Source organism: Streptomyces changchenzhani (genome assembly GCF_039766235.1).
Lineage (GTDB): Bacteria > Actinomycetota > Actinomycetes > Streptomycetales > Streptomycetaceae > Streptomyces.
Map to the genome: position 1 here is coordinate 1,196,609 of NZ_JBDHNH010000001.1, position 25,161 is coordinate 1,221,769.

23 protein-coding genes and 1 tRNA gene are annotated in these 25,161 nt (G+C 70.8%); 16 read left to right on the forward strand and 8 right to left on the reverse strand.

The window, feature by feature from the left end:
- The first annotated feature begins 5 nt into the window (after positions 1-5).
- The 8 genes from ABCR94_RS05635 to ABCR94_RS05670 all read left to right on the forward strand — a co-directional run bounded on the left by ABCR94_RS05635 (position 6) and on the right by ABCR94_RS05670 (position 11,066).
- Positions 6-977 carry a carbohydrate ABC transporter permease gene (locus tag ABCR94_RS05635; protein ID WP_347117905.1) on the forward strand — a complete coding sequence of 324 codons (972 nt, stop codon included), beginning with the start codon at positions 6-8 and terminating at the stop codon, positions 975-977.
- Positions 974-1,834, forward strand: a complete 861-nt coding sequence (locus tag ABCR94_RS05640) for a carbohydrate ABC transporter permease (protein ID WP_521976239.1) — start codon at positions 974-976, stop codon at positions 1,832-1,834. Before ABCR94_RS05635 ends, ABCR94_RS05640 begins: the two co-directional genes overlap by 4 nt.
- Before the next feature lie 4 nt (positions 1,835-1,838).
- A complete protein-coding gene (locus ABCR94_RS05645) occupies positions 1,839-3,488 on the forward strand; it encodes a beta-N-acetylhexosaminidase (protein ID WP_347117906.1) in 1,650 nt (549 codons plus the stop codon).
- A gap of 390 nt (positions 3,489-3,878) precedes the next feature.
- Entirely contained in the window at positions 3,879-4,778 is a 900-nt protein-coding gene (locus tag ABCR94_RS05650) for an FAD binding domain-containing protein (protein ID WP_347117907.1), read from the forward strand.
- Positions 4,775-6,259, forward strand: a complete 1,485-nt coding sequence (locus ABCR94_RS05655; RefSeq protein WP_347117908.1) for a (2Fe-2S)-binding protein — start codon at positions 4,775-4,777, stop codon at positions 6,257-6,259. The genes ABCR94_RS05650 and ABCR94_RS05655 overlap by 4 nt, the downstream gene beginning before the upstream one ends.
- On the forward strand, positions 6,256-8,571 hold the full coding sequence (locus ABCR94_RS05660; protein ID WP_347117909.1) for a xanthine dehydrogenase family protein molybdopterin-binding subunit: 2,316 nt from the start codon (positions 6,256-6,258) through the stop codon (positions 8,569-8,571). The genes ABCR94_RS05655 and ABCR94_RS05660 overlap by 4 nt, the downstream gene beginning before the upstream one ends.
- Positions 8,572-8,590: 19 nt before the next feature.
- Entirely contained in the window at positions 8,591-9,781 is a 1,191-nt protein-coding gene (locus ABCR94_RS05665) for a lactonase family protein (RefSeq protein WP_347117910.1), read from the forward strand.
- An 88-nt stretch (positions 9,782-9,869) separates the two neighbouring features.
- Positions 9,870-11,066, forward strand: coding sequence for an SUKH-4 family immunity protein (locus tag ABCR94_RS05670; protein WP_347117911.1), 1,197 nt, complete (start codon positions 9,870-9,872; stop codon positions 11,064-11,066).
- A gap of 150 nt (positions 11,067-11,216) precedes the next feature.
- Here the strand turns inward: ABCR94_RS05670 and ABCR94_RS05675 are convergent.
- Positions 11,217-11,291, reverse strand: a tRNA-Cys gene (locus ABCR94_RS05675).
- A 393-nt stretch (positions 11,292-11,684) separates the two neighbouring features.
- Here ABCR94_RS05675 and ABCR94_RS05680 point away from each other — a divergent pair.
- From ABCR94_RS05680 to ABCR94_RS05710, 7 genes are all read left to right on the forward strand, one after another.
- On the forward strand, positions 11,685-13,232 hold the full coding sequence (locus ABCR94_RS05680; RefSeq protein WP_347117912.1) for an MFS transporter: 1,548 nt from the start codon (positions 11,685-11,687) through the stop codon (positions 13,230-13,232).
- Positions 13,233-13,273: 41 nt separating this feature from the next.
- Positions 13,274-13,471: a CopG family transcriptional regulator gene (locus ABCR94_RS05685; RefSeq protein WP_347117913.1), complete on the forward strand. Its 198-nt coding sequence runs from the start codon at positions 13,274-13,276 to the stop codon at positions 13,469-13,471.
- Positions 13,471-13,854, forward strand: a complete 384-nt coding sequence (locus ABCR94_RS05690; protein WP_347117914.1) for a type II toxin-antitoxin system death-on-curing family toxin — start codon at positions 13,471-13,473, stop codon at positions 13,852-13,854. The genes ABCR94_RS05685 and ABCR94_RS05690 overlap by 1 nt, the downstream gene beginning before the upstream one ends.
- A gap of 132 nt (positions 13,855-13,986) precedes the next feature.
- Positions 13,987-15,768 (forward strand): DEAD/DEAH box helicase, encoded by a 1,782-nt coding sequence (locus tag ABCR94_RS05695; RefSeq protein WP_347117915.1) that lies wholly within the window; start codon positions 13,987-13,989, stop codon positions 15,766-15,768.
- A gap of 405 nt (positions 15,769-16,173) precedes the next feature.
- Positions 16,174-16,815 (forward strand): IclR family transcriptional regulator, encoded by a 642-nt coding sequence (locus ABCR94_RS05700; protein WP_283516040.1) that lies wholly within the window; start codon positions 16,174-16,176, stop codon positions 16,813-16,815.
- Between the two features lie 112 nt (positions 16,816-16,927).
- Positions 16,928-17,821 carry an IS982 family transposase gene (locus tag ABCR94_RS05705; RefSeq protein ID WP_347117916.1) on the forward strand — a complete coding sequence of 298 codons (894 nt, stop codon included), beginning with the start codon at positions 16,928-16,930 and terminating at the stop codon, positions 17,819-17,821.
- A gap of 31 nt (positions 17,822-17,852) precedes the next feature.
- Positions 17,853-18,644 carry a S16 family serine protease gene (locus ABCR94_RS05710; RefSeq protein WP_347117918.1) on the forward strand — a complete coding sequence of 264 codons (792 nt, stop codon included), beginning with the start codon at positions 17,853-17,855 and terminating at the stop codon, positions 18,642-18,644.
- 22 nt (positions 18,645-18,666) lie between these two features.
- On the opposite strand, the gene ABCR94_RS05715 is transcribed toward ABCR94_RS05710, so the two are convergent.
- The 7 genes from ABCR94_RS05715 to ABCR94_RS05745 all read right to left on the reverse strand — a co-directional run bounded on the left by ABCR94_RS05715 (position 18,667) and on the right by ABCR94_RS05745 (position 23,872).
- Positions 18,667-18,864 (reverse strand): hypothetical protein, encoded by a 198-nt coding sequence (locus tag ABCR94_RS05715; RefSeq protein WP_347117919.1) that lies wholly within the window; start codon positions 18,862-18,864, stop codon positions 18,667-18,669.
- Between the two features lie 49 nt (positions 18,865-18,913).
- Complete coding sequence (locus ABCR94_RS05720; protein WP_347117920.1) at positions 18,914-19,519, reverse strand: ArsR/SmtB family transcription factor; 606 nt, start codon at positions 19,517-19,519, stop codon at positions 18,914-18,916.
- Between the two features lie 92 nt (positions 19,520-19,611).
- Complete coding sequence (locus ABCR94_RS05725; protein WP_347117921.1) at positions 19,612-20,592, reverse strand: glycine betaine ABC transporter substrate-binding protein; 981 nt, start codon at positions 20,590-20,592, stop codon at positions 19,612-19,614.
- The gene (locus ABCR94_RS05730; protein WP_347117922.1) at positions 20,589-21,467 is read right to left on the reverse strand and encodes an ABC transporter permease; all 879 of its coding nucleotides are present in this window, start codon (positions 21,465-21,467) and stop codon (positions 20,589-20,591) included. The genes ABCR94_RS05725 and ABCR94_RS05730 overlap by 4 nt, the downstream gene beginning before the upstream one ends.
- The gene (locus ABCR94_RS05735; RefSeq protein ID WP_347117923.1) at positions 21,464-22,708 is read right to left on the reverse strand and encodes a betaine/proline/choline family ABC transporter ATP-binding protein; all 1,245 of its coding nucleotides are present in this window, start codon (positions 22,706-22,708) and stop codon (positions 21,464-21,466) included. The genes ABCR94_RS05730 and ABCR94_RS05735 overlap by 4 nt, the downstream gene beginning before the upstream one ends.
- Entirely contained in the window at positions 22,701-23,348 is a 648-nt protein-coding gene (locus ABCR94_RS05740) for an ABC transporter permease (RefSeq protein ID WP_347117924.1), read from the reverse strand. Before ABCR94_RS05740 ends, ABCR94_RS05735 begins: the two co-directional genes overlap by 8 nt.
- 44 nt (positions 23,349-23,392) lie before the next feature.
- Complete coding sequence (locus tag ABCR94_RS05745) at positions 23,393-23,872, reverse strand: Lrp/AsnC family transcriptional regulator (protein WP_283516034.1); 480 nt, start codon at positions 23,870-23,872, stop codon at positions 23,393-23,395.
- A gap of 123 nt (positions 23,873-23,995) precedes the next feature.
- On the opposite strand from ABCR94_RS05745, the gene hppD reads away from it, so the two are divergent.
- Entirely contained in the window at positions 23,996-25,141 is a 1,146-nt protein-coding gene (gene hppD / locus ABCR94_RS05750) for a 4-hydroxyphenylpyruvate dioxygenase (protein WP_347117925.1), read from the forward strand.
- The last annotated feature ends 20 nt before the right edge of the window (positions 25,142-25,161 follow it).

A 25,161-nucleotide genomic window follows, 5' to 3' on the forward strand; every position in this document is an offset into this window, starting at 1 on the left:
GCCCGATGACGCAGAACGTGACGGCGGACCCACCCCCCGCACCCGCCGCGGTCCGCAAGAGCGCCGCCCCGTCGCCCGCACCGCGCAAGCGGTCCGGGCGGCACGGCAGCCGCTGGACCCCCTGGCTCTACCTCGCGCCCGCCCTCGTCGTACTCGGCGGGCTGCTCATCTACCCCATCTACCAGCTCGGCCTGATCTCCTTCCTGGAGTACACCCAGGCCCAGGTCAGCGGTGGCGAACCGACCACCTTCAAGGGCCTGGGCAACTACCAGGAGCTTTTCAACGACCCGCAGTTCTGGCAGGTCCTGCTCGCCACCGTGCTCTTCGCCGCGGCCTGCGTGCTCACCACGCTGGGGGTGGGCTGCACCCTCGCCGTCCTGCTGACCCGCATCAGGGCCCTGCCCCGCCTCATCCTGATGATGGCCGCCCTCGGCGCCTGGGCCACCCCGGCGATCACCGGGTCGACGGTCTGGGTGTTCCTCTTCGACCCGGACTTCGGCCCGGTCAACAGGGTCCTGGGCCTGGGCGACTTCTCCTGGACGTACGAGCGCTACAGCGCCTTCGCGCTCGTACTGCTCGAAGTCGTCTGGTGCTCGTTCCCGTTCGTGATGGTGATCGTGTACGCGGGAATCAAGGCGATCCCCAGTGAGGTCCTGGAGGCGGCCTCCCTCGACGGGGCCTCGCAGTGGCGGACCTGGCGGTCGGTCGTCGCACCGATGCTGCGGCCGATCCTGGTGGTCGTCACCATCCAGTCGATCATCTGGGACTTCAAGGTCTTCACCCAGATCTACGTCATGACCAACGGCGGCGGCATCGCCGGCCAGAACCTCGTACTCAATGTCTACGCCTATCAACAGGCCTTCGCGTCCTCGCAGTACAGCCTGGGCGCGGCGATCGGGGTGGTGATGCTGGTGATCCTGCTGGCGGTCACCCTCGTGTACTTGCGGCTGCTGCGACGCCAGGGGGAAGAGCTGTGAGCTCCTCGATTTCTGTACGTGCACGGGTACGGGTCCGCCGCCCCTGGCGGCTGGCGGCCGAGGTCTCGGCGCTGCTGATCGCGGTGGCCGTGGCCTTCCCGCTCTACTGGATGGTCCTCTCCGCCTTCAAGTCGGCCGGTGAGATCCAGTCGACGGACGCCAAGCCCTGGACGCTGTCGCCGTCCCTGGACTCCTTCCGGCGCGTCTTCGAACAGGAGGAATTCGGCCGCTACTTCCTCAACAGCCTGCTGGTGGCAGGCACCGTGGTCATCGCGTCCGCGCTCATCGCGTTCCTGGCGGCGACGGCCGTGACCCGGTTCCGCTTCAAGTTCCGCACGACGCTGCTCATCATGTTCCTGGTGGCGCAGATGGTGCCGATCGAGGCGCTGACGATCCCGCTGTTCTTCCAGATGCGCGACCTGGGCATGCTCAACACGCTGGGCTCGCTGATCCTCCCGCACATCGCCTTCTCGCTGCCGTTCGCGGTGTGGATGCTGCGCGGCTTCGTCAAGGCGGTCCCCGAGGCGCTGGAGGAAGCGGCGTACATCGACGGCGCCAGCCGCACCCGCTTCCTGTGGCAGATCCTCTTCCCGCTGGTCTTCCCCGGCCTGGTCGCGACGAGCGTCTTCTCGTTCATCTCGACGTGGAACGACTTCCTCTTCGCCAAGTCCTTCATCATCAGCGACACCTCGCAGTCGACCCTGCCGATGGCGCTCCTGGTCTTCTTCAAACCCGAGGAGAACGACTGGGGAGGGATCATGGCAGCCTCGACGGTGATGACCGTCCCGGTACTGGTCTTCTTCGTACTCGTACAGCGACGCCTCGTCTCCGGACTGGGCGGAGCGGTTAAGGACTGACGCCATGCTCGATCTGGTCCCGGCGCCCCCCGCCGCCGCCTGGGCGCCCCCCGCCCAGGGCCACTACCCCCTCGGCCGCGACACCGTTCTGGTCGCGCACCCCGGCACCGAGGGCGTGGCCCGCTGGCTGCGTGCCACGGTCGGCGCCGCGACCGGGCTGCCGCTGCCGGACGGCGACGACAGCAGCCGCATCGAGCTGCGGATCGACCCCGAGGTCGAGGACGAGCTGGGCCCGGAGGGCTACCGGCTCGTCGTGGACGGCTACCTGGTGCTCCTGGTGGGCGGCAGCGCGGCGGGCGTCTTCTGGGGCGCGCAGACCCTGCGCCAACTGCTCGGCCCCGACGCCTACCGGCGCGCGCCCCTCGACCCGGCGCGCGAGTGGTCGGTGCCGATGGTGGCCATCGAGGACAAGCCGCGCTTCGGCTGGCGCGGCCTGATGCTCGACGTGTCACGGCACTTCATGCCCAAGGACGGCGTCCTGCGCTACCTGGACCTGCTCGCCGCGCACAAGCTCAACGTCTTCCACTTCCACCTCACCGACGACCAGGGCTGGCGCGTCGAGATCAAGCGCCACCCGAAGCTCACCGAGGTCGGCGCGTGGCGCGCGCGCACCAAATGGGGCCACCGGGCCTCGGAGTTGTGGACCGACACGCCGCACGGCGGCTACTACACCCAGGACGACATCCGCGAGATCGTCGCGTACGCCGCCGAGCGGCACATCACCGTCGTCCCCGAGATCGACATCCCGGGCCACTCGCAGGCCGCGATCGCCGCCTACCCGGAGCTCGGCAACACCGATGTCGTCGACACGGCGGCCATCGAGGTCTGGGACACCTGGGGCATCAACGCGAACGTCCTGGCGCCCACCGACGAAACCCTGCGCTTCTACGAGGGTGTCTTCGAGGAACTCCTCGCACTCTTTCCCTCCACGTTCATCCACGTCGGCGGCGACGAGGCGATGAAGGACCAGTGGAAGGCGTCCCCGGCCGCCCAGGCCCGTATGAAGGAACTGGGCCTGGCCGACGAGGAGGAGCTGCAGTCCTGGTTCATCCGGCACTTCGACACCTGGCTGGCCGAGCGCGGACGCCGGCTCATCGGCTGGGACGAGATCCTCGAAGGCGGCCTCGCGCCGGGCGCCGCGGTGTCGTCCTGGCGCGGGTACGCGGGCGGCATCGCTGCGGCCAAGGCAGGCCACGACGTCGTCATGTGCCCCGAGCAGCAGGTCTACTTGGACCACCGGCAGGACGGCGGCCCGGACGAGCCGATGCCCATCGGGTACGTACGCACCCTGGAGGACGTCTACCGCTTCGAGCCCGTACCGCCGCAGCTCACCGAGGAGGAAGCGCGCCACGTCATCGGCACCCAGGCCAATGTCTGGACCGAGGTGATGGAGAACCAGAGCCGCGTCGACTACCAGATGTTCCCGCGCCTCGCCGCCTTCGCCGAGGTCGCCTGGTCGGCGCTGCCCGCCCCCGCGGACCGCGACTTCGCCGGCTTCGAGACCCGGATGACCGGGCACTACGCCCGACTTGACGCCATGGGGGTCGGCTACCGCCCGCCGGGAGGCCCGTTGCCGTGGCAGAAGCGGCCCGCTCCCGAAGGGATGACGGCCAGTCTCGGACGCCCGATCGAGGGAGCGCCCCCAAACGTGTGAGCGGCCCGAATGGTGAGTGCCGTGCCGTCCGGGGCCTGGGACCGTGGAGGCCCCGGACGGTCCTGGTCGGGGCCCCGGCCGTGCACGCCGAAGCCCCGGCCCGGTCCAAGTCGGAGCCCCGGACGGGATAAGCCGGAGCCCCGGACGGGACAAGTCGTAGCCCCGGATGGGATAAGTCGTACAACGGTCACTGAAGAGTGGCAAATCGCACGCACCGCCAATGATGTGCGAAAGCGGACCAAGGCCCTGGTCGGGGACGAGAGTCCCCTGGTGGACCCTCGCGTCGGACGGTTCGCAAGATGTGCCAGAGTTGCCACGTCCGGGCTGTGAGCACGTACCGTACGGCGCAACAGACGGGCACAGCCGGGACACCGGGAAGGGGCAGCTGGGTTGACCACGCACGCACCGCAGGCAGCGCAGTCCGTGACGCTCCCGGCCTCGCTCGACGAGGCCGTGGCGGCGCTCACCGCCATGCCCGCCGCCGTGCCCGTCGCGGGCGGCACCGACCTGATGGCCTCGGTGAACTCCGGGCAGCTGAGGCCCGCCGCCCTGGTCGGGCTCGGCCGGATCAGCGAGATCCGCGGCTGGCAGTACCAGGACGGCCACGCACTCCTCGGCGCCGGCCTCACCCACGCCCGGATGGGACGGCCCGACTTCGCGGCCCTCATCCCGGCGCTGGCCGCCGCCGCGCGCGCCGCGGGCCCGCCCCAGATCCGCAACGCCGGAACGCTCGGCGGCAACATCGTCACCGGCGCCCCGACCGGCGACGCCCTGCCCGTCCTGGCCGCGCTCGAAGCCACGCTGGTGATCGCGGGACCGGGCGGCGCGCGCCGCACGATCCCCGTGTCCCATCTGCTGGCCGGCCGCGAAATGCTCGGCGCCGGTGAGCTCATCGGCTTCGTACGGGTGCCGCTGCTGCACGCCCCGCAGGTGTTCTTCAAGGCCACCGGGCGCACCGGTCCCGGCCGCGCCACCGCGTCCGTCGCCCTGGTCCTCGACCCGGCGCGGCGCGAGGTGCGCTGCGCGGTCGGCGCGATCGCCCCGATGCCGCTGCGGCCCATGGACGCGGAGCGCTGGATCGCCTCGCTCATCGAGTGGGACGCGGACCGCAAGCTGGCGCCCGAGGCGTGCGCCGCGTTCGGCGAGTACGTCGCCGCGGCCTGCATCCCGGACCCGGCGCCGGCGGTGGACGGGAGAGAGGCACCCCCCGCGCTGCTGCCCGCCGTACTGCACCTGCGGCGCACGGTCGCCGCGCTGGCCCGAAGGGCGCTGGGGAGGGCACTGTCATGACCGAGTACGAGCACGACAATGAGCGCGAGAACGGGCACGGAGCCCCCGGAGCCCCGCGCGCCCCCGGCGGCTGGCAGCCGATCCCGCAGGGCGGCGAGTACGACGCGGACGCCACGGCGTTCGTGCAGCTGCCCGAGGGCATGACGGGCATCGGCGAGCCACTGGCCGCGCCGGGCCACGACTACGTACCGCCGCCGCACATCACGCCTCAGGGCGCCCCCCACGACACTGCGCGGGGCCCGGACACCGACCCGGGCGCGACCGGGACCTGGAGCCTGCCGCCGATGTCCGGCGAGCTGCGCTGGCCGGAGCCGGGAGCCGCACCCGCCCCAGCCCCCCTGCCCCCGCACGAATCGGGCGTCACGGGCCAGTGGAGCTTCGGCGACAGCGGGAGTGGTGCCGGGGCCGGAAGCGCCGGCGACGTGGGCCCCCCGGCCGTTTCCGCGTCCGAACTCACCGGCCAGTGGACCATCCCGGTGGCCAATGGTGATCTCCCGGACGAATCGGGCGAGTTCACCACCTCGGCCCTCGCCTCCCAGTGGTCCGGAGGGCACCCCCCGGTGACCCTGCCCGGCGGTGCGAGCGCGCCGTGGGCGAACACGGACGACGCGGGCTTGACGCTGCCCGGCGGGGCGCCCGCCCCCTGGGCCGCGGCGCTCGCGCAGGAACACGCGCCGGCGCAGGAGACGGCGCAGGACTCGGAGTCGGCGCGGGACTCGGAGTCGTCCGCGATCCCGATGCCGCCGCTGTCCGTACAGGAGCCGCCGCAGCACCCGGACGGCGCCGCCGAGCAGCCCTCGGACGCGGTCAGGCATACCGCACCCGACGCGGACATCGCCCCCGGGACGGAAGCCGTCGCCGAGGCCGCGCCCGAACCGGCCGCACCCCCCGCCGAACCGGTACCCAGCGAACACCCCCACGCCTCCTACGTCCTACGGGTGAACGGCGCCGACCGGCCCGTCACCGAGGCCTGGATCGGCGAGTCCCTCCTGTACGTCCTGCGCGAGCGCCTCGGCCTCGCCGGCGCCAAGGACGGCTGCTCCCAGGGCGAGTGCGGCGCCTGCGCCGTCCAGGTCGACGGCCGCCTCGTCGCCTCCTGCCTGGTGCCCGCGGCCACCACCGCCGGCAGTGAGGTGCGTACGGTCGAGGGCCTGGCCATCGACGGCGAACCGTCCGACGTCCAGCGCGCCCTGGCCACCTGCGGCGCCGTCCAGTGCGGCTTCTGCGTGCCCGGCATGGCCATGACCGTCCACGACCTCCTTGAGGGCAACCACGCCCCCAGCGAGCTGGAGACCCGCCAGGCCCTCTGCGGCAACCTCTGCCGCTGCTCGGGCTACCGGGGCGTACTCGAAGCCGTACGCGAAGTGGTCGCCGAGCGCAGCGCGACCGCCGCCTCCGACGAAGCGCGCATCCCGCACCAGGCACCGCCGGGCGCCGGCAGTGTCCAGCAGCCCCACCCGCACGACGGAGGCATGGCGTGACCAACGACGCGGCCACCGCGACCGGCAGCCCGGCGGGCGGGGGCGCTCCGCAGGAGCCGCCCGCCCACGGGCTCGGCGCCTCGCTCCCGCCGGCCGACGCCCGCGCGAAGACAGAGGGCACCTTCCCCTACGCGGCCGACCTGTGGGCCGAGGGACTGCTGTGGGCCGCCGTGCTGCGCTCCCCGCACGCGTCCGCCCGTATCGTCTCGATCGACACCACCGCCGCGTCCGAGATGCCCGGTGTCCGCGTCGTGGTCACCCACGAGGACGTGCCCGGCGACCCCGCGCACGGCCGGACCGTCGCCGACCGCCCGGTCTTCGCCTCCGTGCTGGTACGCCACCACGGCGAGGCCATCGCCGCCGTGGCCGCCGACCATCCCGACACCGCGCGCCTCGCCGCCGCCGCCATCGCCGTCGAGTACGAGATCCTGGACCCGGTCACCGACCCGGAGCAGGCGTTCGCCGCCGAACCCCTGCACCCCGACGGCAACCTGATCCGGCATATCCCGCTGAGCTTCGGCGACCCCGAGATCGTCGGCGAGGTGATCGTCGAGGGCCTGTACCGCATCGGCCGCCAGGACCCGGCCCCCATCGGCGCGGAAGCGGGCCTCGCGGTCCCCCGCCCCGACGGCGGCGTCGAGATCTACACCGCGTCCACCGACCCGCACACCGACCGCGACCGCGCGGCGGCCTGCTTCGGCCTGGAGCAGGAGCGCGTGAAGGTCGTCGTGACGGGCGTCCCCGGCGCCACCGGCGACCGCGAGGACGGCAGCTTCCAGATCCCGCTGGGCCTGCTCGCGCTGCGCACCGGCTGCCCGGTCAAGCTCGCCGCGACCCGCGAGGAGTCCTTCCTCGGCCACGCCCACCGCCACCCGACCCTGCTGCGCTACCGCCACCACGCGGACACCGAGGGCCGGCTGGTGAAGGTGGAGGCGCAGATTCTCCTCGACGCGGGTGCCTACGCCGACTCCTCATCCGAGTCGCTGGCCGCCGCGGTCGCCTTCGCCTGCGGCCCGTACGTCGTCCCGCACGCCTTCATCGAAGGCTGGGCCGTACGCACCAACAACCCCCCGTCCGGCCATGTCCGCGGCGAGGGCGCCCTCCAGGTCTGCGCGGCCTACGAGGGCCAGATGGACAAGCTCGCGACGAAACTGGGCCTGGACCCGGCCGAGCTGCGCCTGCGCAATGTGCTGGCCACCGGCGACCTGCTGCCCACCGGACAGACGGTCACCTGCCCGGCCCCCGTCGCCGAACTCCTGCGCGCGGTACGGGACTTCCGCCTCCCCACCCTCCCCAAGGACTCCCCGGAGGACGACTGGCTGCTGCCGGGCGGCCCGGAGGGCGCGGGTGAGCCCGGCGCCGTACGCCGAGGAGTCGGCTACGCGCTCGGCATGGTCCATATGCTCGGCGCGGAGGGCACCGACGAGGTCTCTACCGCGACGGTGAAGGTCCACGACGGCGTGGCGACGGTCATCTGCGCGGCGGTCGAGACCGGCCAGGGCTTCACCACGCTCGCCCGCCAGATCGTCCAGGAGACCCTGGGCATCGAAGAGGTGCACGTGGCCTCGGTCGACACGGACCAGCCCCCGGCGGGCCCCGCGACGCACGGCCGCCACACCTGGGTGTCCGGCGGCGCGGTGGAACGCGCGGCGAAGATGGTCCGCACCCAGCTTCTGCAGCCGCTGGCCCACAAGTTCGGCATGTCCACGGAGCTGCTCCAGATCGCCGACGGCAAGATCACCTCGTACGACGGAGTCCTCTCCACCACCGTCACCGAGGCGATGGACGGCAAGGAACTGTGGGCCACCGCCCAATGCAGACCGCACCCGACCGAGCCCCTCGACGAGATGGGCCAGGGCGACGCCTTCGTCGGCCTCGCTTTCTGCGCGATCCGCGCGATCGTCGACGTGGACATCGAGCTGGGCTCCATCCGGGTGGTCGAGATGGCGGTTGCCCAGGACGTGGGCCGCATCCTCAACCCGGCGCAGCTGGTCTCCCGGATCGAGGCGGGTGTCACCCAGGGCGTCGGCGCGGCGCTGACCGAGAACCTCCGCACCCCCCGCGGCCTGGTCCGCCACCCCGACCTGACGTACTACGCGCTGCCGACGTCCCTGGACGCCCCGGACATCCGCATCGTGAAACTCGTCGAGGAACGCGACGTGGTGGCCCCCTTCGGCGCGAAGGCCGCCAGCGCGATCCCGGTCGTCACCTCCCCGGCGGCGGTCGCCTCGGCGGTCCGGGCCGCGACCGGCCGCCCGATCAACCGCCTCCCGATCAGGCCGCAGGCGGCCGTGGGCGTGGCCAACACGTAAGGGCTTCATGAGCAGTGACATGAGCAGCGACACGAGCACCACCGTTACGGACTCCGGTGCGGGCGGCGGTAGGGGCCTGAGCCGGCGGCGGTTCGCGGTGCTGGCCGGCGTGGGTGTCGCCGCCGCCGCGCTCCCCGGGACCGCCGCGCGTGCGGCCCCGGCCGTACGCCCCGCCTATCTCGGTACGTACACCTCGCAGCCGGGCGGCGGCACCGGGATCGGGCTGGCCGCCTACCGGCCCGGCAGCGGGGGGCTGACCCCGACCGGAGTGCTCGGCGACGTGGCCAACCCGTCGTTCCTCGCGCTCTCGCCCGACGGCAGGACGCTCTACGCCGTCGACGAGCGGGCCGAGGGCGCGGTCACCGCCGTGCGGCTGGGGCGCGGCGCGCCCGAGGTGCTCGGCAGCCGACGCAGCGGCGGGGCCGACCCCTGCCATCTTTCCGTGCACCCCGACGGGCGCTTCGTGTTCAGCGCGAACTACACCGGCGGCAGCGTCTGCGTGCACCCCGTCGGGCGCGACGGCGCACTGGGCGAGGCCAGTGACGTCGTACAGCACAGGGGGTCGGGGCCCGACCCGGAGCGGCAGGAGGGCCCGCACGCGCACATGGTGGTCATGGACCCGGCCGGCCGGTACGTCCTCGCGGTCGACCTGGGCACCGACACCGTCCACACCTACCGCCTCGACGCCGGCAGCGGGCGCCTCCAGGAGCGCAGCCGCGCCGCGATGCGACCGGGGGCTGGGCCGCGCCATCTGGCGTTCCATCCGTCCGGCAGGCACGCGTACGTCGTGAACGAGCTCGACAGCACGATCGTGGTCTGCGACTACGACCACCGCACCGGGACACTGACCCCGGGCACACCACGGCCCACACTGCCGCCCGGCACCGAGCCCCCGGAGCGCAACTACCCGGCCGGGGTACTGGTTTCGCCGGACGGGCGGTACCTCTACGTCTCCAACCGCGGCCACGACAGCCTGGCCGTCTTCGCCGTCGAGTGCGGCGGCGCGGCCCTGCGCCCGGTGTCCGTCACGCCGTCGGGCGGCTCGTATCCGCGGCACATCGCACTCGACCCGTCCGGCACGCTGCTGTTCGCCGCCAACCAGAAGTCCGGCACGGTGACGACCTTCCGGGTGAACCGCGCCACGGGCCGGCTGTCCTCGGCGGGAGCGCCGCTGACGGCCCCGATCCCGGTGTGCGTGCTGCCCGGGTAGGTGCTCGGGCCGATGCCCTCCCGGCGTTGTCAGTGGTGGCGGCTAGCCTTCTTTGCACGTGGTGACATCGGCTCGGGGGAGGAACGCCATGCAGGTCGTGAGGGTTGTCCAGGAGGAACTGCATCCGCTGGTGGTGCACGGGCTCACGCGGGCGCGGCTGTCCGGCGAAGGGGTGCCGAGGCAGACCGCGCTGCTGGGGTTCGGACCGGTCGCCGAGGGGCACCTGGCGACGGTCGCTGAGCAGTACGAGCACGCGGTGAAGCTGCCGGACGGGGTCGGGGAGATGCTCGTGATCGGGCATCTCCTCGACGCGGACGGCGAGGAGCTGGAGGAGATCGTCCTCGACGGGCGGACCGGGCGGGTCGCGCTGGCCGACCTCGAAAGCCGCTTTCTCGAAGCACGGCCGCTCGCCACCGACCTGGACACGCTGCTGCGCATGGCCGGGGCGGTCGAGGAACTGGGCTCCGGGGTGGGGGAGTTCGGGGGACGGTTCGCCGGGCAGTACGGCCCGGAGGCGGTCACGCGGCTCACCGAGGCCCTCCGGGAGGTCGCGGACGCGGACGGCGACTACTGGACGATCGCGGTCCTGATACGGCCCCTGGTGCGCATAGCGGGACCCGGCGACGGGCTGCGGCTCCAGCTGCCCGAGGGGCTGCTCGACGACGAGTTCGGGGCGGAGTCCGGGGCGGAGTTGGGGGCGGAGTCCGGCGTGAGGCCGGGGGCGGGCTCCGGAGCTGGCTCCGGGACGGGTGGGGTGGCGCGGTTCGCGGACGCGGATCTGCCGGCCGCGCTCACGCACGAACCGACGCGGCGGTTCCTGCGGGACGTGGGGCTGCCGGTGGACGGGGGCATGTTCACGCTCGACGACGACCGGCCCGCGCGGACCCTCGCGGAGGTGTACGCGCACCAGGGCAAGGACCTGCTGCCGGACGGGTCGGACCGCCTCATCTGCCTCGGCTATCTGGTCGAGGACATCGACCTCGTGGTCGACGGGGCCACCGGCCTGATCCTGGGCCGGAATGTCGAGGACGCCGGGCTGCGGCCGGTCAACGCGGATGTGTCGACGCTGGCCTTCACCCTGTGGCTGCTGCGCCGGGCTCGGGCGGTGGACGCCGAGCACAAGGTCACCGACGAGTCGTACGCCGTCCTGGCGGCCACGATGCGGGAGGTTCTGGCCGAGGTCGACCCGGTCGCGTGCGGCCATGCGGCGGGCGGGAGCCGGGGCGACGACGGCTGGCGGTACTGGCCGGAGGCGTTCGACGACGAGGCGGGCGGCGCCCTCTGACGCTGGGTCCGGGGCCGGGTCCGGGTCCGGGGTGGCGGGCGCGATCCGGGCGGGGGCGCTCCGGTCGGCCGGGTCGGGAGTGCGCCGGACGCCAGTAGGGCGGCACCCCGTGGGGGATACCGCCCTATCCGTAGCCCCTGGTCGGGGAGCTGGAGGCCGTGATCGGAATCGAACCGACGTAACCCGCTTTGCAGGCGAGCCCCTAAGCCACTCGGGCACACGGCCATGTGCTGGAACTCCTTGACCGTAAGCCGGTCGAGGAGCCCGCTCAAGGGATCCGGGCGCTGTGCAACGCGACTGCCATGCCGCGTTCACACAGCGCCGCGTTCACCCAGCGGGTTCACCCGGTGCGCTGCCGCGCCCTTCCGCGTCCGGTGCGTTCACAGCGCGGCCAGGAAACCCGCCACCGCCGTGCGGAACGCCGCCGGGTCCCCGTCCACCCACGGTTAGTGCCCGACGCCCGCCAGGCGCCGCCACTCGGCGTCGGCTTCGTCGTACGTGCGGAAGTGCGGCATGTCCGTACGCCTTCCCCGTCGAGCCGGGCGTACGACCAAAGGCTGACTCTCGTCCCTCCTTGAGACAGGGGTCACCTCGCGGTATGCCCCTTACGCTGGGCGGATGACCGCCCTGGAACCGCGCGACGCCGAGGTCGCGCCCGAACCTGCCGGGACATCCGGCACACCTGCCGACATACGGCTGCCCGCGACGGATACCGCGGCGCTCACGGAGCAGCTCACGGAACAGCCCAAGGAACAGCTCGCGGAACAGGGCGGCATCCTCGGCCGGACGCACCGCGCACTGAGCATCGGCATCGTTTCCGTCGTGCTGCTGATCGCCTTCGAGGCAACGGCCGTCGGGACCGCGATGCCGGTGGCGGCCCGCGAGCTGAACGGGATCTCGCTGTACGCCTTCGCGTTCTCCTCGTTCTTCACCACCAGCCTGTTCGCCATGGTGCTGTCCGGGCAGTGGGCCGACCGCAGGGGACCGCTGTGGCCCCTCGCCACCGGCATCAGCGCCTTCGGCGCCGGGCTGCTGCTCTCCGGCACGGCGGACGCGATGTGGCTGTTCATCGTCGGCAGGGCCGTCCAGGGGCTCGGCGGCGGCCTGGTGATCGTCGCGCTGTACGTGGTCGTCAGCCGCGCCTATCCGGGCCGGCTGCAGCCCTCGATCCTGGCGGCCTTCGCGGCAAGCTGGGTCGTTCCGTCCGTCGTCGGGCCGTTGGTGTCCGGGACGGTCACCGAGCACCTCGGCTGGCGCTGGGTGTTCATCGGCATCCCCCTCCTGGTCGTCTTCCCGCTTGCCATCGCGCTGCCCGCGATCCGCCGGATGGCGTCGGGGCCCGCCGACCCGGACGCGCCCGCCGGGCCCTTCGACCGCCGCCGGATCCGGTTCGCCCTGGGCATCTCGCTGGGCGCGGGACTCCTCCAGTACGCCGCGCAGGACCTTCGCTGGCTGTCGCTGATCCCGGCAGCGGCGGGCCTGGCCCTGCTGGTGCCCGCCGTCCTGGCGCTGCTGCCGCGCGGCACCTACCGGGCGGCGCGGGGGCTGCCGTCGGTCGTGCTGCTGCGCGGGATCGCGGCCGGTTCGTTCATCGCCGCCGAGTCCTTCGTGCCGCTGATGCTGGTCACCCAGCGCGGGCTCTCCCCGACCATGGCGGGGCTCTCGCTGGCGGTCGGCGGCGCGACCTGGGCGCTCGGCTCGTTCGTCCAGTCGCGGCCCCGCATGGCCCCGTACCGGGAGCGGATGGCGTCCGGCGGCATGGTGCTGGTCGCCGCGGCCATCGCGACCGCGCCCAGCGTGCTGATCGCGGCCGTCCCGGTGTGGGTGGTGGGCGTCGCCTGGGCGTTCGGCTGTTTCGGGATGGGCACGGTCATCGCCTCGACCAGCGTGCTGCTGCTCAAGCTCTCCGCTCCGGACGAGGCGGGCGCCAACTCCGCCGCCCTCCAGATCTCCGACGGCCTGTCGAACGTCATACTCCTGGCGATCGGCGGCGCGGTGTTCGTGGCGCTCGGCGGGGGCGCGGTGGGCGCGGCCCACCCGGCGGCCACCGGTGCGGCGGGCTCCCACCCCGCGGCGTTCGCGGCGGTGTTCATGCCGATGGCGGCGGTGGCGCTGGTGGGGGCGTGGGTGGCGACCAGGCTGCGGGAGCGACAGCCCCTGATTTAGTACCGTACTGACCCCACTAGTGGTACCGTTTTGGTATGGCCATGAACCTGCGTCTACGTGACGACCAGCAAGAGGCGCTCAAGCTCCGCGCGGAAGCGGAGGGGCGCAGCATGCACGCCATAGCGCTTCAGGCGATCGACCGCTATCTCGAGCAGGAGTCGGACCGGCAGGAAGTCCGCCGACTCGGGGCCAAGTACGCGGTGCGCCACGCCGACCTGCTTCGGAGGCTGGGAGAGTAGTGAAGTACCTGACGGTCCAGGAAGTCCTGGACTTGGCGGAGCTGGCCTGTGGGGGGCAGCAGCTCGCGGTTCGCGACTTGGGGCTGCTCAGCTCGGCGGTGCACCGTCCCCAGTCGCAGATGTTCGGCATCGAGGCGTACACGGACCTCTTCGAGAAAGCTGCGGCGCTGCTCCAGTCGCTCGCCGTGAACCATCCTCTGGTGGACGGCAATAAGCGCATGGCCTGGATGTGCACCGTCGTGTTCCTCGACTTCAACGGCTCGGAAATGGTCGATGTCGATCAGGATGAGTCGTACAAGCTCGTTATCGAGGTTGCGATGGGCAGTCTGGATGACGTCGGTCAGATCGCTCATCGGCTGCGGTCCCTGCACGACGGCGTGTGAGCTGAGTCGCACCCGCGCGGACCTCCGGCCCGTTCATACGAGGATCCGCGCGGAGCGCCGGTAGGGTGGCCCGGTTGTCTTGACGACGACCCACGATCCCACCGCGTACCCGAGAGCCTCGAATCGGAGACCGTGACTACTACCGCCTCCCACCACCTCTCACCCGCCTTCCCCGGCCGCGCCCCCTGGGGCACCGCCAGCAAGCTGCGTGCCTGGCAGGAGGGTGCCCTGGAGAGGTACCTCCAGGAGCAGCCCCGTGACTTCCTCGCCGTCGCGACGCCCGGCGCAGGCAAGACCACCTTCGCCCTGACGCTCGCGTCCTGGCTGCTGCACCACCACGTCGTGCAGCAGATCACGGTCGTCGCGCCGACCGAGCACCTCAAGAAGCAGTGGGCGGAGGCGGCGGCCAAGATAGGGATCAAGCTCGATCCGGACTACAGCGCCGGTCCGCTGAGCAAGGACTACCACGGCATCGCGGTGACCTACGCGGGCGTCGGCGTACGGCCGATGCTGCACCGCAACCGCTGCGAGCAGCGCAAGACGCTGGTCATCCTCGACGAGATCCACCACGCCGGTGACTCCAAGTCCTGGGGCGAGGCCTGCCAGGAGGCGTTCGACCCGGCGACCCGCCGGCTCGCGCTCACCGGCACCCCGTTCAGGTCGGACACCAACCCGATCCCCTTCGTCGCGTACGAAGAGGGCCGCGACGGCATCCGGCGCTCCTCCGCCGACTACACCTACGGCTACGGCAACGCGCTGGCCGACGGCGTCGTCCGGCCCGTGATCTTCCTCAGCTACAGCGGCAACATGCGCTGGCGCACCAAGGCGGGCGACGAGCTCGCGGCCCGCCTCGGCGAGCCGATGACCAGGGACGCCATCGGTCAGGCCTGGCGCACCGCGCTCGCGCCCACCGGCGAATGGATCCCCAGCGTGCTGGCCGCCGCCGACAAGCGGCTCACCGAGGTCCGCAAGGGCATCCCGGACGCGGGCGGCCTGGTCATCGCCAGCGACCAGGACACGGCCCGCGAGTACGCGAAGATCCTCAAGAAGATCACCGGGGACCGGCCCACCGTCGTACTGTCCGACGAGAGGGCCGCGTCGAAGAAGATCGACCAGTTCACTGACGACGGATCCCGCTGGATGGTGGCCGTCCGGATGGTGTCGGAGGGCGTCGACGTGCCGCGCCTCGCGGTCGGCGTGTACGCCACGACCATCTCCACTCCGCTGTTCTTCGCGCAGGCCGTCGGGCGCTTCGTGCGCTCCCGCAGGCGCGGCGAGACGGCGTCGGTGTTCGTGCCGACGATCCCGATGCTGCTGGAGTTCGCGAACGAGATGGAGGTCGAGCGCGATCATGTGCTCGACAAGCCGAAGAAGGCCGACGAGAACGAGAACCCGTTCGCCGAGGAGGACAAGCTCCTCGCCGACGCCGAGAAGGCGGAGGACGAGGAGACCGAGGAGCAACTGCCCTTCGAGGCCCTCGAATCCGACGCCGTGTTCGACCGAGTGCTCTACGACGGCGCCGAGTTCGGCATGCAGGCGCACCCCGGCAGCGAGGAGGAGCAGGACTACCTGGGGATCCCGGGCCTCCTGGAGCCCGACCAGGTGCAGCTGCTGCTCCAGAAGCGGCAGACCCGGCAGATCGCGCACAGCCGCCAGAAGCCGGCCGCCGAGGCCGACCTGCTGGAGAAGCCCGCCGACGCGCGCCCGGTCGTCACCCACAAGCAGCTGCTCGGGCTGCGCAAATCGCTGAACACGATGGTCGGGGCGTACTCCCACCAGAGCGGCAAGCCGCACGGCGTGCTCCACACCGAGCTGCGGAGGGTGTGCGGCGGGCCGCCGAGCGCGGAGGCGACGGCGGGGCAGCTCCAGGACCGGATCAAGAAGGTCCAGGAGTGGGCCACGCGGATGCGGTGACGTCCGCCCGGATGGCATGGACGTGCGAGCCCGTACCGCATGGACGTGCGAGCCCGTACGGCATGGACGTGAGAAGGCGGGGCCCGGAGATTGCGACCCCGGGCCCCGCCCATGGGTCACCATAATATCCCGGTAAGACGCGTATGGCGCCGAAAGTCCCCGGTGAAGGTGATTTAAGTCCCGAACAGGGATCAATTGCCCTTCCGTGCCCGGATTCTGGACGAGGCCTTCCGCTGAGCGGTGCCGATCGCTACCTTTCCGGCAACGCATACGCCCCGTGGCAGCGCCGCCGCGGAGCGCAGCCGGTGCCATGGCCTGCCGGTGGCCTCTGCGAGCGACGCCGGTGGGACCGGCGCCGCACACCCCGTGAGAGAGCCGCCGCACCACCACAGAGGAGTGGGCGTCGTGACCGCGGAGACTTCCCAGACGCTCGACCGGGGACTAAGAGTCCTCAAGCTGCTCGCCGACACCGACCACGGGCTGACCGTCACCGAGTTGTCCAACAAACTCGGCGTCAACCGCACCGTCGTCTACCGGCTGCTCGCCACACTCGAACAGCACGCCCTGGTACGTCGTGACCTCGGCGGCCGCGCCAGGGTCGGCCTGGGCGTGCTCCGGCTGGGCCGCCAGGTCCATCCGCTGGTACGCGAAGCGGCGCTTCCCGCGCTGCGCTCGCTCGCCGAGGACATCGGCGCGACGGCGCATCTGACGCTGGTCGACGGCGCGGAGGCACTCGCCGTCGCGGTCGTCGAACCGACCTGGACGGACTATCACGTGGCCTACCGCACGGGCTTCCGCCACCCCCTGGACCGGGGCGCGGCGGGCCGGGCCATCCTCGCCGCCCGCCGGGGCGACCTGTCGGACCCCGGCTTCACCCTCACCCACGGTGAGCTGGAGGCGGGCGCGAGCGGGGCCGCGGCGCCGCTGGTGGGGGTGACGGGCCTGGAGGGCAGCGTGGGGGTCGTCATGCTGTCCGACTCCGTCCCGGAGCGGGTGGGCCCCCGGGTGGTCGACGCGGCCAATGAGGTCGCGGAGGCACTGCGCTGACCGTGGCGCGGGCGCGGGCGGGGACATCGGCCGCCGGGCCGCCCACTAGACGAGTCATTCCGAATGCTGACGGTGTGTCCGGGAACGCAGACAGGGCGTCCAAGATCGTTGTGTGACGAACAACCTAGACGCCCTGCTGACCGCACTTTACGTGAAGATCGACGACGAGATCGGAGGCACCCGGTGGCTGGGCAGACCGCCGCAGCTGACGGATTCCGAGCTTGTTTGCCTCGCCGTCGCACAGGCGCTGCTGGGCTTCACCTCGGAGTCGCGGTGGCTGCGGTTTGTGGACTCCCGTCTGGGGGCGATGTTCCCGTACGTGCCCAAGCAGCCGGGTTGGAACAAGCGGCTGAGGGCCGCGTTGCCGCTGGTCAAGAAGGCGATACGGCTGCTGGCAGTGGACACGGACTTCTGGTTCGACCCGCACTGGATCGTCGACTCCACGCCGGTGGAGTGCGGTCGCTCGCGTCCGACGGTGAAGCGGTCGGACATGGCCGGCTGGGCCGGTTACGGGTACTGCGCCAGCCACAGCCGGTTCTTCTGGGGCCTGCGCCTGTTCCTGGTCTGCACCCCGACCGGGATGCCGATCCTGTGGGCCCTGGCGAACCCGAAGATCGACGAGCGGGAGGTACTTACCGCGATGCTCGACCGTGAACCGGAGACGGTTACGGACCGTCCGGGATTGCTGGTGATCTCGGACAAGGGTTTCGCCTCCAAGGAGTTCGAAGCCGATCTGGCCTTGCGGGGCGCGGAGTTGTTGCGGCCGTCGTTCAAGCGCGAGAAGAAGCGCAGGGGCGAGAGCCTCCTCAAGTCGGTGAGACAGCTCATCGAGTCGGTCAACGACACCCTCAAAGGCCAGCTCGACCTGGAACAACACGGCGGGCGGACCTTCGAGGGCGTCGCTGTTCGCGTCGCCCAGCGCATCCTCGCGATGGCCGCAGCGATCTGGCACAACCACCAGACCCGCCAGCCGATCACACGGTCACTGATCGCTTACGACCACTGATCATTCGGAATGACTCGTCTAGATTGGGGGCGTGCTCTCACGTCACTCCCGTCCCCGCGTCCTCGCCGTCTGCGCGGCCCCCGTGCTCGCCCTCTTCGCCGTGGCCGTCTTCACGCCGTTGCCCTACGTCCTGGCGCAGCCCGGCACGACCGCGAACGTCCTGGGCGACGACAAGGGCAGGCCGGTGATCACCGTGACCGGGGCGCAGACCCGCGAGACGACCGGCCAGCTGCGGATGACGACGATCGTGGCAACCGGCCCCTCCGTCGACATCGACCTGGGGCAGATCGTCGACGCGTGGTTCAGGACCGACCGGGCCGTGATGCCCAAGGAGGCGGTGTACCCGACCGGGGACACCGACGCGCAGGTCGAGCAGCACAATGCCGCCGAGATGAAGAAGTCGCAGAACGTCGCGGCGCAGGCGGCGCTCAACTACCTCGACAAGGACCAGGACGAGGTGAAGGTCGACCTCAGCCTCGCCGACATCGGCGGCCCCAGCGCCGGTCTTTTCTTCGCGCTGGGCATCGTCGACAAGCTGGACGGCGACGGCGCGGGCGGCGATCTCACCGGTGGCCGCAACATCGCCGGTACGGGCACGATCAGCCCCGATGGCACGGTCGGCGCGGTCGGCGGCGTACCGCTCAAGACCCAGGCCGCCAGGCGCGACGGGGCGAGTGCTTTCCTCGTACCGCGCGACGAGTGCTCGATGGCTCAGGCCGAACTGCCCGACGGGCTGCGGCTGGTCCCGGTCACGACACTCACGGACGCGGTGGGTGCGCTGCGGGAGCTGGCGAAGAAGGACGGCAAGGTCCCGAGCTGCTGACCGTCTCCTTCACCTCTGACGTTCAGGCGGCGCGGGCGGCGCGGGCCGCGCCGAGGGGCTGTTGATGGGCGAGGCGCAGGCCGAGGTCGACCATGGTCCAGCCGAGGCTGGTGCGGACGGGGTGCTGCTTGCTGCGGGGGAGCAGGGCGTACTCGGCCGCCTCGCGCCGCAGTTCGGCGGCGCGCAGGGTGTGCAGCTGAAGATGCATGTCGGGGTGCATGGCAGGGATTTCCTCTCGGTCCGTGGGCCGGCTCGGTCCGTGGTCCGGCTCAGTCCGTCGTCCGGCGCGGGAAGGAATGCGTGTGCACGCGGATCTGGGCGGAGCCCTCGGCGCTCAGCCCGCGGTAGCTGTCGACGAGGTCGTGCATCCTGTGGTTCAGCTCGCTCAGCTGCTCGGCGGTCAGCTGGAGCGTGAAGTCGCTCATGTCCGCGCTCCTGGCCCACTCCTCGGGCCATTCGCGTGAGGTGCCCAGCCAGGTGCCGAGCTCCTGGGTGTGGATGTTCGCGATCTCGTGCATGAACAGGTCCGCGGCTCCGCGCACCTCCGGGTCGCTGCTGTTGTGCAGCTCCTCGGCGAAGCGCGTCCCCTCCTGCGCCGCCTTCCACCACCGCTCGCGGCCCTTGCCGCGCTCCGGGTCGTCCTCGACGAACCCGTGCGTGGCGAGCTGGCGCAGGTGGTAGCTGGTGGCGCCGCTGGACTCGCCGAGGCGATCGGCCAGCTGGGAGGCGGTGGCCGGTCCGTCGTGCCTGAGGGTCTTCAGCAGGCGGATCCGCAGCGGGTGGGCGAGACCGCGCAGGGAGCGGGCGTCCAGGGTGCGGGACGTCTCGGCCTTCGGGATGTCGGGCTTCGGGATGTCGGGCTCCTGTTCGGGCATGCCCCCACCCTAGACTTGCAAAGAACCCGTTGCAATGGATTCTTTGCAACGGGTTCTTTGCGTGCGGTGGAGCGGGTCAGCGGTGAGGGCGGCTAGCCCTCCTTGATGAAGCCCTCCTTGACCATCCACTCCTTCGCCACCGCGTGCGGGTCCTCGCCGTCCACGTCGACCTTGGCGTTCAGCTCCCGCGCCGTCGTGTTGTTCAGCTTCTTGGTGATCGGTTCGAGGACGTTCGCCATCGCCGGGTACTTCTTCAGCGCCTTGGTGTTGATCTCCGGCGCCACGTTGTAGTTCGGGAAGAAGTGCCGGTCGTCGGCCATCAGCGTCAGGTCCATCGCCTTGATCCGGCCGTCGGTGGTGAAGACCTCGCCGAAGGTGCAGGCCGAGCCTTTCGACACCTCGGTGTAGATGATTCCGCCGTCCATCTTCGAGACGCCGGACGCCGGGATGTTCATCCCGTACGCCTTCTTCATGCCGTTGAGCCCGTCGTCGCGCGAAGCGAACTCGCTCTCCACACACACCGTCGCCGCCGACGGGTCCTTCTTCGACAGGGCGGCCACGTCCGAGAGTGTCTTCGTCCCGTACTTCTTCGCGTTGGCCGGGTTCAGCGCCAGTGCGTACGTATTGTTCAGCTCGGCCGGCGGCAGCCAGGTGATGCCGTTCTTCGCGTCCGCGTCACGCACCGCCTCCCACTGCTGCTGCGGGTCGGCGATCGGCTTGTCGTTGCCGAGGTAGGTGATCCAGGCGGTGCCCGTGTACTCGTACATCACATCCGCGTCGCCGTTCCTGACGGCCTCGCGCCCGCCGATGGACCCCTGGATCCCGGTCCGGTCGAGCACATTCGCGCCCGCCGCCTTGAATGCCAGGCCCAGGATCTGCCCGAGGATCAGCTGCTCGGTGAACTCCTTCGACGTCACCGTCAGCTCCGCGCCCTTCAGCGGCAGACCCTTGCCGATCGTGCCCGGCTGTACGTCGTCGACCAGCGGACTGCCGCTCGTCAGCCCGCACCCGGCCAGCAGCACACCCGTACCCAGCGCGGCCACTACGGCCGAACCCATTCGCGTACGCCTCATGCGCCTGCCTCCAGACCGCGCGGTCGCAACAGCAGCTCCACGATCGACGCCAGCCAGTCCACGAACAGCGCCAGCGCAACGGTCAGTACGGAGCCAAGGACCAGCACCGGCATGCGCTGAGTGGTGATCCCGGTGGTGATCAGGTCGCCGAGACCGCCGCCGCCGCCGAAGGTGGCGAGCGTGGCCGTGCCGACGTTCAGGACCAGCGCCGTGCGCACGCCCGCGAGGATCAGCGGGACGGCCAGCGGCAGTTCGACCTTCGCCAGCACCCCCGCGGTCGACATCCCGATGCCGCGCGCGGCCTCCAGGAGCGTCGGATCGTTCGCCTTGAGCCCCGCGATGGTGTTGGAGAGCACCGGCAGGACGGCGTACGCGATGATGCCGATCAGCGCCGCCTTCTTCCCGATGCCCAGCCAGATCACCAGCAGCGCAAGCAGCCCGATCGCCGGAGTCGCCTGCCCGATGTTGGCCAGCGCCGTCGCGAACGGCGCCGCCCGGCGCAGGCCGGGGCGGGTGAGCGCGATGCCCAGTGGGATCGCGATGATCAGCACGAAGAAGGTGGAGATCACCGTCAGTTCGACGTGCTGCTTGAAGCGCAGCCACACATTGCCGTCGCCCAGCGCGTTGCTCGCGATCGAATCCAGATCCGCGTTGTGGTACCAGAGCCAGGTGGCAAGGAGCACCACCGCGAGGACGGCCGGCAGCACGACCATCTTCTGCCAGCTCACCCGCCGCGGCTGCAACTCCACGGTCGCGGCGGCCGGTTCCTCGACCACCTCGCCCTCGTCGCGGAAGGTCACACCCTGCACCTCGTGCGCGCCGCGTGGCCGGCCGGGCCGCTCGCGCTCGTCGCGCTCGCGCCGTGCCGGGCTCATGCGGGATCCTCCGCGGCGCCGGTCACGCCCTCCTGGGCGAGCCGGGTCTGGCGGGCGCGCTGCTCCTCCAGCTGGTGCTGGTGCTCCGAGGCGTCGAGCCGGTCGGCCTCCAGCATTTCCTGCACGGAGTTCATCAGCGTCGCCATGTCCACGACGCCGGTGTACTCGCCGCGCCGCCCGGTGACCGCGACTCTGCCCGCGTTGTCGGTCAGCACCGCCTCCAGGGCGTCGCGCAGCGTCGCGTCCCTGGTCACGGTGTCGTGCACCAGGGTGCCCGCCCGTGCCAGCGACCCCTTGGCGCGCATCAGATCACCGCGCCGCAGCCACTTGTAGGGGCGGCCCCGCTTGTCGAGCAGCAGCAGCTCGTTGGTCTGCGCGTCCCGCAGCTTGTTGAAGATTTCCTGGAGCGGGTCGTCGATGGTCACCGTCGGGAAATCGACGATCTCCACGTCCCGTACCCGCGTCAGGTTGAGCCGCTTCAGTGCGGCTCCCGCGCCCACGAACCCGGACACGAAGTCGTCCGCCGGGTTCGTCAGGATCGCCTCGGGGGTGTCGAACTGCGCGATGTGCGACCGGTCGCGGAGCACCGCGATGCGGTCGCCCAGCTTGATGGCCTCGTCGAAGTCGTGGGTGACGAAGACGATCGTCTTGTGCAGCTCGTGCTGGAGGCGGATCAGCTCGTCCTGGAGGTGGTCGCGGGTGATCGGGTCGACGGCGCCGAACGGCTCGTCCATCAGCAGTACGGGCGGGTCCGCGGCCAGCGCCCGCGCCACGCCCACACGCTGCTGCTGTCCGCCGGAGAGTTGGCGCGGATAGCGACCCCGGAACTCGCCCGGGTCGAGCCCCACCAGGTCGAGCATCTCCTCGATCCGGTCCTTGATCTTCGCCTTCGGCCAGCCGACCATCTTGGGCACGAGCGCGATGTTCTGCGCGACGGTCATGTGCGGGAACAGACCGGACGACTGGATCGCGTAACCGACCTTGCGGCGCAGCTTCACCGGGTCCATGTCGGTGACGTCCTCGCCGCCGATCCTGATCCGCCCCGATGTCGGCTCGATCAGCCGGTTGATCATCTTGAGCAGGGTGGTCTTGCCGCCGCCCGACGGGCCGACGAAGATCACGATCTCGCCCGCCTTGATCTCCAGACTGACGTTGTCCACCGCGGGATACGGGCTCCCCGGATAGCGCTTCGTCAGATTCTCCAGCTCGATGGCAGCGCCACCGACGGCGGTGTCAGACACGGATCCCCCTCGGGATGGTCAGGCGTCCGATGAGGACGTACGCGGCGTCGAAGATCAGCGCCAGGACGATGATGCCGAAGGTGCCGGCGAGTACCTGGTTGATCGCGTTCTTGCTGCCCAGGGACGAGATCCCGCGGAAGATCTCATTGCCGAGGCCGGGCCCGGAGGCGTACGCGGCGATGGCGGCGATGCCCATCAGCATCTGGGTGGAGACCCGGATGCCGGTGAGGATCGGCGGCCAGGCCAGCGGCAGTTCGATCCGGAACATGCGGGCCGTGCGGGACATCCCGATGCCCTTCGCCGCGTCGACGAGGGTCGGATCCACCCCGCGCAGACCCACGATCGCGTTACGCACGATCGGCAGCAGTCCGTACAGCACCAGCGAGATGACGGTGGGGGCGACGCCGAGGCCAACCAGCGGGATGAGCAGGCCGATCATCGCGAGGGACGGGATGGTCAGGATGGTGGAGGTGACGGTGGTGGCGAGATTGCCGGCCCACTCACTGCGGTACGTCACCACGCCGATCAGCACACCAAGCAGCGTGGCGACGACCATGCACTGGAAGACGGCGCTGGCGTGCTGGTAGGCGTCCGCCAGCAATTGCTGGTGGCGACTGCCGAGGTATTCCCAGAAATTCAACGGGCCCACTCCTCGGTGAGGGACGCGGCGGGCCCCGCATGGCGTCAGGAGGTGCCCGACGCCTGCTCCACGAGCGGAATGATCCGCAAGGGAACGGGATTCTCCATCACGATCGCCGTGGAAGCCCGCACGATGCCATCAAAACCTACAACCCGGTCGATCACCCGTTGAAGGTCGGCGTTGGACCGGGCCACCAGGCGGCACAGCATGTCGCCGTGCCCGGTCGTCGTATGCAGCTCAAGGACTTCCGGCACACCCCCCAAATGCGCCCGTACGTCGGCCCCCTGGCCCTGCTTGATCTCCAGCGTCGCGAAGGCCGTCACCGGGTAGCCCAGCGCCGCCGGATCGACGTCCGGACCGAAGCCGCGGATGACTCCATTGGACTGAAGGCGGTCCATCCGGGCCTGTGCCGTCCCGCGCGCCACACCGAGCCGCCGGGACGCCTCCAGCATCCCGATTCTCGGCTCGCGCGCCAGCAACACAATCAGCCGGCCGTCCAGCTCGTCGATTCCCTCGGTTGGCATGCACCGGCCTCCTGGTGGTCATCTTGTACGCATCGCCCGGCCATAATCACAGCTTGTTATACATATTGCCCACCATTCCAGCGAACTATTGCGCAGCTTGCGATACAGAGGGACTCTGCGGCCATGACTGAGACCATCCAGAACACCCCCAGCACCGCGCGCAAGGCCGACCCCTTCCCGGTCAAGGGAATGGACGCGGTCGTCTTCGCCGTCGGCAACGCCAAGCAGGCCGCGCACTACTACTCCACCGCCTTCGGCATGAAGCTCGTCGCCTACTCCGGACCGGAGAACGGCAGCCGCGAGACCGCCAGTTACGTGCTGACGAACGGCGCCGCCCGCTTCGTCCTCACCTCCGTCATCAAGGTGTCCACCGACCACGGCCGCTTCCTCGAAGGCCATGTTGCCGAGCACGGCGACGGTGTCGTCGACCTCGCGATCGAGGTGCCGGACGCCCGCGCCGCGTACGCCTACGCCACCGAGCACGGCGCCACCGGCCTCACCGAGCCGCACGAGGTCAAGGACGAGCACGGCATAGTCGTGCTGGCCGCCATCGCGACGTACGGCCAGACCCGCCACACGCTCGTCGAGCGCACCGGATACGACGGCCCGTACCTGCCCGGATACGTCGCCGCCGAGCCGATCGTCGCGCCCCCCGCCAAGCGCACCTTCCAGGCCATCGACCACTGCGTCGGCAATGTGGAACTCGGCAAGATGAACGAGTGGTGCGCCTTCTACAACGAGGTCATGGGCTTCACCAACATGAAGGAGTTCGTGGGCGACGACATCGCGACCGAGTACTCGGCGCTGATGTCCAAGGTCGTCGCGGACGGCACCAAGAAGGTGAAGTTCCCGATCAACGAACCGGCGATCGCGAAGAAGAAGTCGCAGATCGACGAGTACCTGGAGTTCTACGGCGGCCCCGGCGTGCAGCACATGGCGCTCGCCACGAACGACATCGTCGCGACGGTCCAGGCCATGCGGGTCGCGGGTGTCCAGTTCCTGGACGTGCCCGACTCGTACTACGACACCCTCGGCGAGTGGGCCGGCGAGACCCGCGTCCCCGTCGACATCCTGCGCCGGGAGAAGATCCTCGTCGACCGTGACGAGGACGGCTACCTGCTGCAGATCTTCACCAAGCCGGTCCAGGACCGGCCGACCGTCTTCTTCGAGATGATCGAGCGACACGGCTCCATGGGCTTCGGCAAGGGCAACTTCAAGGCCCTGTTCGAGGCGATCGAGCGCGAGCAGGACAAGCGCGGCAACCTGTAGCCCACCGCCCGTTCCGCGGC

Bases quoted from the DNA above. Each gene is read 5' to 3' on its own strand.
- ABCR94_RS05715 (WP_347117919.1), bottom strand. From the start codon at position 18,864: ATGCACCCCGACATGCATCTTCAGCTGCACACCCTGCGCGCCGCCGAA.
- ABCR94_RS05635 (WP_347117905.1), top strand. From the start codon at position 6: ATGACGCAGAACGTGACGGCGGACCCACCCCCCGCACCCGCCGCGGTC.
- ABCR94_RS05745 (WP_283516034.1), bottom strand. From the start codon at position 23,872: ATGCCAACCGAGGGAATCGACGAGCTGGACGGCCGGCTGATTGTGTTG.
- ABCR94_RS05720 (WP_347117920.1), bottom strand. From the start codon at position 19,519: ATGCCCGAACAGGAGCCCGACATCCCGAAGCCCGACATCCCGAAGGCC.
- ABCR94_RS05655 (WP_347117908.1), top strand. From the start codon at position 4,775: ATGACCGAGTACGAGCACGACAATGAGCGCGAGAACGGGCACGGAGCC.
- ABCR94_RS05730 (WP_347117922.1), bottom strand. From the start codon at position 21,467: ATGAGCCCGGCACGGCGCGAGCGCGACGAGCGCGAGCGGCCCGGCCGG.
- hppD (WP_347117925.1), top strand. From the start codon at position 23,996: ATGACTGAGACCATCCAGAACACCCCCAGCACCGCGCGCAAGGCCGAC.
- ABCR94_RS05665 (WP_347117910.1), top strand. From the start codon at position 8,591: ATGAGCAGCGACACGAGCACCACCGTTACGGACTCCGGTGCGGGCGGC.
- ABCR94_RS05670 (WP_347117911.1), top strand. From the start codon at position 9,870: ATGCAGGTCGTGAGGGTTGTCCAGGAGGAACTGCATCCGCTGGTGGTG.
- ABCR94_RS05680 (WP_347117912.1), top strand. From the start codon at position 11,685: ATGACCGCCCTGGAACCGCGCGACGCCGAGGTCGCGCCCGAACCTGCC.
- ABCR94_RS05685 (WP_347117913.1), top strand. From the start codon at position 13,274: ATGAACCTGCGTCTACGTGACGACCAGCAAGAGGCGCTCAAGCTCCGC.
- ABCR94_RS05725 (WP_347117921.1), bottom strand. From the start codon at position 20,592: ATGAGGCGTACGCGAATGGGTTCGGCCGTAGTGGCCGCGCTGGGTACG.
- ABCR94_RS05645 (WP_347117906.1), top strand. From the start codon at position 1,839: ATGCTCGATCTGGTCCCGGCGCCCCCCGCCGCCGCCTGGGCGCCCCCC.